We start from the raw sequence: 5,872 nt of genomic DNA, 5'->3' as shown, positions 1-5,872 counted from the left end.
GGTAGTACTTGGCCTGTCGTGGGCTTTTAATTATAAAGACATCATCTGGGTATTAATCTCTGTGATGTTGGTACTATCTCCTGATGGATCAGATGCAGTAACGTTAGCGGTTACACGGATTAAAGCCAATATAGTAGGTGGCATTTCCGGATTTCTTTTAATTCTGTTGCACCCCAACATGATCCTGATGATGTGTACGGCAGTATTCATTACAGTAATCATCTGTAATCTGCTTCACCTGGAGCCCGCCACCCGTACAGCACTGGCAGCTACCATTATCGTAATGACCCATGAAGCCGGCGCGCATCTGTGGGATACTGCTGTAGAAAGAATCCTTTCCGTATTGGCCGGCTGTCTGCTGGGACTCCTGATTACCTTTATCTTCCATAACAGGTATACCAGGCACACCGCTGAAATGATCCTGCCGAAGGTGGATCGTGGCGGCGAGTAGACAGATTCAGAATTCCTCCAGAATTGGCGTATATATTTGACCGATTAAGGAGTGATGCATGAAGAAAATAATATTCTCGGCAGGACTGGCGTTGGGCGCCTTCACCTGCCATACAGTAGTAGCACAGGATACTGATTCCCTGCCTTCCGGAAAAGATTCCATCCATATTATAACGGCGGTCCCGAAATTCGGTCTTGCCCAAACACAACCTTCCGCATTTCACACCACGGTGGCAGGCATTGCTGTTCCTGTGGCGATGATCGGTTATGGCCTCATTGCCCTCAATAATCCAACGCTGCGGGACCTCAACTCCACGACCAAAGCGGAACTGAAAGAGGATCATCCACAATTCCGGACGCATATCGATAACTACCTCCAATATTCCCCGGTGGCCGCTGTATATATCCTGAATGCCGCTGGAATACATGGTAAACACAATTTTCGTGACCGGAGCATTATCCTGGGTATCTCGGCTATTATCACCGCAGGTAGTGTAGAAGGCATCAAACACTGGTCGCATGAAGAGCGGCCGGATGGATCGGATTTCCTCTCTTTCCCTTCGGGTCATACGGCTACCGCCTTTGCGTCAGCAGAATTCCTCCGTCAGGAATACAAAGATGTGTCGCCCTGGTATGGCGTTGCAGGATATACCGCGGCTACGGTAACCGGCGCCCTGCGGATGTACAATAATAAACACTGGCTGAGTGATGTAGTGGCTGGCGCAGGAATAGGTATATTAAGCACGAAGGCAGCCTACTGGATGTATCCCTGGATCCAGCGGAAATTATTTAAGGATGACGCCCATAAGGCTAACAAAATTGTTATGCCCTTTTATAATCCCCAATACCACAGCACCGGACTTAGTTTTATCTTTTTCCCCCGCTAATACCCGAACATGATAAAATTATCTCATACCAGTAAATGGATGAGCTCATTGGCAGGTACCTGCCAGACGTAAGTATATTATAAAAATTTGGGGAATATTAAGCAAAGAATATATGGGGGTTAACCCCTAAAGTTGACCTGGTTACAAACACCTGTTTTTGGCAATGGGGCAAAGTTGCAGGTTTCTATCGAGAAATTTTGTGATTTAATTGTTAACGTCCGAGAAAATTGTTCATTTTTATGAAAAGCATCTGTGAAGAGGTAAAATAAACTTACCTTTTTTAACATCGGATTTACACTACCATGCATGATTCCCGTTATTTTCACACTATCAAAATGATAATTAAAATCCTGATGACCTGGTATGGTTTATTATTTTAAGAAACAACAATTCCATGTTTTAACAATCCCGTCCTCAAAAGCTGTTACTTATGTATGTTCCGGTAATTATTTTCTTCTTTTTTATGTTGTGGTATATCCACTTCAGAACGCAAAGCTTCCGCACTGCTAATTTTAAAGAAAAGAAATTAAAGCCTGTTGCGGGAGAAGACGCCATGCAAGCTGCCAGAATAGTAGGCGTGTCCAACAGCGTTTTCAGTGTGTCCAAATATTTACGCAGTGTGAAGAACCTGTCTGACAAAAGATTTATGACTGTAGCCATCGACCAGGTGATTACCACCACCATGGGCACTACCCATCAGGCACGCCTGATTGAAAACCTGGCCCCCGGTGAAGAAAGGCGGCTGGGACACACGGATAATGTAAGGGAAGGCAAATACCAGATCTATATCGGCTATGAAATACTCTGGGCAAGGTATACCCCCACACCAGCATGGTATAAGGAAAAAGTACCCGAACCGGCTAACCCGGCCCGGTTATATAGCGATATGCTGAAACAACACCAGGATTCCCTGTTACAGGAAATTGAGCAGAAAAAAGATCTACTGTCCTGAAAGCTGTTCTTCCTTACGACCAAAGAAACCAAGCCATACCATCGTAAAAAATACCCCGAGCAAAGATCCGGCTGTGACATCTTCCAGGAAATGCTGACTCATATACATACGGGAATAAGCCACCAGCATGGCCAGCGCGAGGTATAAAAAAGACCAGTACTTATTTTTGGTGTAATAGGCCAGCACAGTGGCAGCAGTAAATGCACACACACTGTGGCCGGATGGAAAACTCCTGAAATTATCAAGTACGGCTACACCAGGCACAAAGTAGATGTCATGTAAACGATCTGCAAAATAACGGTGTGGGCGGGGAAAGCCTACTATGGCCTTTAGCGTGAAGCTTACGGCGGCAGTAAACAGGTACGACGTAGCCATCACAATACCCATCCGTTTCCTTAAAACCAACAACAGCAAGGAAATCAACACCGCTGCCGACGCACTTCCCAGCTGCGTAATATAAGGAAAGAGCCAGTCGCCCGCCGGGGTATGTAAACGATTAATATAGAAGTAAGCATCCGCCCGGGTAATGAGAAACAACCGGATAAACAGCACACAAAACACAATAGCCACATAGGGCCATATAAAGTATTTCAGCTGTTGATATACTTTAATAAAATTCTGCAGAACGGCACTCATGAAATAACTACTGGGTTAAACGACGATGATAATTTATCTGCCCGAGATGATAACTTAGATGGGTACTCAGATGCACCAGGAAATGCCCGGTACTCATGGTATCAAAAAAAACCTTCTCCGGATAAATTTTCTCCAGATCTTCTTCGGTCAAACCGGCAATAACGGTAAGGATTATACGTCGTGTACTGCTGATCAACACCAGTAAGTCTTCCGTGGGCACATTCTTATCGCTGAATTCCAGCTCCCTGTTACGCACATATCCCGTTTTTCCCAATACAGCCCCCACAAAATGTTGCAGATTACCACACAGGTGCAAACAGAGATTCCCTGCAGCGTTGGTAATACCGGGAGGAACCCGCCATATAGCGGCGGATGTTTCATAGGCGGCGATCTCCTGTTCCAGTTTACTGAGATCCCGCTCAAATAAGTTAATCAATATACTGGTAAGCATAATCTAAAGATAGGAAAAGCTTCGATGATCATCTTTTTATATTATTATAAATACACTCCAATACCCCCTGCGCCTGTTGCAGATCACTTTTGGTGAGTCCTCTTTCTGCCATTTCTACTACAGATAACGCCAACGGGTATACTTTTTCCTTTAACTTCTTTCCTGCGGCTGTCAGCCAGATACGTTTACTCCTGCCATCCTTTTCGTCCGCGATACGCTTCACCAGGTGACGCTTTTCGAGATTGTCCAGTAACTTGGTCAGACTGGCTTTATCTTTGCCTGTTTTGTCAGCCAGTTCCTGTTGACGGCTGCCATCCTGCTCCCCCCAGAGGAAACGCAGGATAAAATACATGTCTGGTGTAATATCCAGGCCTGCCTGCATAAAAACATTCAATAGTCTAAGCCGGTACGCCGTATGTGTTCTAACGACTGCGCTCGCAATGTTCATGCGCAGTTTGGCACTGATGTCAGGTTTCGCCATAATATGGTTAAAGGATTAATTAATATACGATGGGTGGAGTACACAAAGATAAAAATGGTTGCACCCTCCACTAATTACGCAGATAATAATTTTTCACTAAACATAAATAAACCATTTTTTGTTTAAACAACATAACTCAGCAGGATGACTAACAATTCGAAGCGGCAACTAAGTCCCTTTCAGGAAAAGTGGCACAGCATCATCTTTGAGGCTGACACGCCCGCAGGGAGAGTATTTGACATCCTGCTGCTCATAGCCATACTGATCAGCGTGGCGGTAGTAATGATGGAAAGCGTAGTTCCCTTGCAGGAAAAATACGGAGATCTTTTTCATTTACTGGAATGGGTATTTACCATCATCTTCACTATTGAATACCTGTTCCGCGTATGGTGCAGTTATCGCCCCAAAGCCTATATTGGTAGTTTTTACGGTGTTGTAGATCTGCTTTGCATCCTGCCCACCTATGTGGAAGCATTTTATGGAGGTGCCCATTTTCTGCTTACCATCCGGATCTTACGCCTGATGCGTATTTTCAGGATCTTTAAACTGGTACCCTTCCTCAATGAAAGTAAACAGTTATCGCTGGCACTCGAAAAAAGCAAAAGAAAAATATTTGTGTTTCTGTTCTTTATCGGCTTGCTCACAGTGGTGCTGGGCGCTATCATGTACGTAATAGAGTCCGACCATAATTCCGGCTTCACCAGTATTCCGGTGAGTGTATACTGGGCAGTAGTGACCTTAACCACCGTTGGTTATGGAGATATAGCCCCTATTACCCCACTGGGACAAACATTCTCCGCTGTTATTATGATTATGGGATATGCTATTATTGCCGTGCCCACAGGGATTGTAACGGTAGAAATGAGCAGGATACGCAATAAGGAAGAAGTAGATCACAGAATTTGTCCGCATTGCATGCGTGAAGGACACGACACCAATGCGGACTATTGTAAATATTGTGGCACTAAACTTTGAACAGTTATTGTACGCTGAAAAGCGGCTGTACATCCAATATTGCTTTCTGGTAAGCGAGATCAAAATCTTCCCATTTACCCGTCAGCCCAAAACGATAACGACTGCCATCGATCAATTCGAATTCAGCGATCTTTTTGTTGAATCCCTGTTTTCCTCTTTGAAAATTGGTAATATCTGACAACTGGAACTCGTTGGTCTTTTTGTTCCTGGCGAGCAACCAGCCAATAACACCAAATAACATAAACATCATCATCGGCTTTGTTTCAAACACAATCCTTTCATTGGTGATACAGATGGCGCCTTGTTTTGCCTGCCATTTACTTTTAAGATAAACTGCGTTTACTTTGTACAAAACGGTTTCGTGTGGGTTAAGGGGCCACTTTACTTTAATCTGCTGCATGGTAACTAACAATATGGTTAAGCGCGAAAATATAATTTTATTGTGAATCTAAACAGCAAATAATGATCCTGACATCGATCCTCGATAATGATTTCTATAAATTCACCATGCAACATGGGGTGATAAAATTATTTCCGAAGGCGCGTGCCCGTTATACTTTTATTAACCGCGGTCATCATTCCTTTCCGCCGGGTTTTGCCGAAGCCTTGAGAAAAGCAGTAGATAACATGCAGCAACTGCAACTCAGCGAGGAGGAAAAGCAGTACCTGGCTGTCACCTGCCCTTACCTGGACCCAACCTATCTTGATTTCCTGCAGGGCTATCGTTATAATCCGGCAGAAGTGCATATTGCACAACACGGAGAGGAACTGGAAGTACATGCCGATGGCTATTGGTACCGGACCATTCTATGGGAAGTACCACTGATGTCGCTCATCTGTGAATTATACTACCAGCTCACCGGACAACAGCGGGTGGCTGACGAGGAGGTGATCCGCATTACCCGGGAGAAAATTGAGAAGTACAAACAAATGGGGATCACCATTGCAGATTTTGGCACCCGGCGCAGACATTCTCTGGCTGTACATAAACTGGTGGTAAAAACCCTGCGTGACTACGGAGAAGGCTGTTTTATTGGCAG

At 44.6% G+C, this 5,872-nt stretch carries 8 protein-coding genes and 1 pseudogene; 5 read left to right on the top strand and 4 right to left on the bottom strand.

Features of this window, described 5'->3' with window-relative positions; translation table 11 throughout:
• From VIP81_RS10105 to VIP81_RS10095, 3 genes are all read left to right on the top strand, one after another.
• The coding region (locus VIP81_RS10105) for an FUSC family protein (RefSeq protein WP_331959360.1) at positions 1–451 on the top strand (451 nt) is incomplete at its 5' end.
• A gap of 58 nt (positions 452–509) precedes the next feature.
• A complete protein-coding gene (locus VIP81_RS10100; RefSeq protein WP_331959357.1) occupies positions 510–1,337 on the top strand; it encodes a phosphatase PAP2 family protein in 828 nt (275 codons plus the stop codon).
• A 430-nt stretch (positions 1,338–1,767) separates the two neighbouring features.
• Positions 1,768–2,289, top strand: coding sequence for a hypothetical protein (locus tag VIP81_RS10095; protein WP_331959354.1), 522 nt, complete (start codon positions 1,768–1,770; stop codon positions 2,287–2,289).
• On the opposite strand, the gene VIP81_RS10090 is transcribed toward VIP81_RS10095, so the two are convergent.
• From VIP81_RS10090 to VIP81_RS10080, 3 genes are read right to left on the bottom strand one after another with little or no spacing between them, the layout of a single operon-like run.
• Positions 2,278–2,925, bottom strand: a complete 648-nt coding sequence (locus tag VIP81_RS10090) for a phosphatase PAP2 family protein (protein ID WP_331959351.1) — start codon at positions 2,923–2,925, stop codon at positions 2,278–2,280. The genes VIP81_RS10095 and VIP81_RS10090 overlap by 12 nt on opposite strands.
• A 7-nt stretch (positions 2,926–2,932) precedes the next feature.
• Positions 2,933–3,376: a DinB family protein gene (locus tag VIP81_RS10085; protein ID WP_331959348.1), complete on the bottom strand. Its 444-nt coding sequence runs from the start codon at positions 3,374–3,376 to the stop codon at positions 2,933–2,935.
• Between the two features lie 28 nt (positions 3,377–3,404).
• Positions 3,405–3,857, bottom strand: a complete 453-nt coding sequence (locus VIP81_RS10080) for a MarR family winged helix-turn-helix transcriptional regulator (RefSeq protein WP_331959345.1) — start codon at positions 3,855–3,857, stop codon at positions 3,405–3,407.
• 144 nt (positions 3,858–4,001) lie between these two features.
• Between VIP81_RS10080 and VIP81_RS10075 the strand changes: the two genes are divergently transcribed.
• Positions 4,002–4,832, top strand: coding sequence for an ion transporter (locus VIP81_RS10075; protein ID WP_331959342.1), 831 nt, complete (start codon positions 4,002–4,004; stop codon positions 4,830–4,832).
• 4 nt (positions 4,833–4,836) lie between these two features.
• Here VIP81_RS10075 and VIP81_RS10070 read toward each other — a convergent pair whose 3' ends face one another.
• On the bottom strand, positions 4,837–5,232 hold the full coding sequence (locus VIP81_RS10070; protein WP_331959339.1) for a GRAM domain-containing protein: 396 nt from the start codon (positions 5,230–5,232) through the stop codon (positions 4,837–4,839).
• A gap of 62 nt (positions 5,233–5,294) precedes the next feature.
• On the opposite strand from VIP81_RS10070, the pseudogene VIP81_RS10065 reads away from it, so the two are divergent.
• Positions 5,295–5,872: pseudogene (locus VIP81_RS10065) on the top strand (nicotinate phosphoribosyltransferase); the annotation flags it as partial.

The sequence above is a fragment of the Chitinophaga sp. genome (genome assembly GCF_036566945.1).
Taxonomy (GTDB): Bacteria; Bacteroidota; Bacteroidia; order Chitinophagales; family Chitinophagaceae; genus Chitinophaga.
Note: the sequence above shows the minus strand (reverse complement) of the source record. Positions and strands in the feature narration are given on the sequence as shown.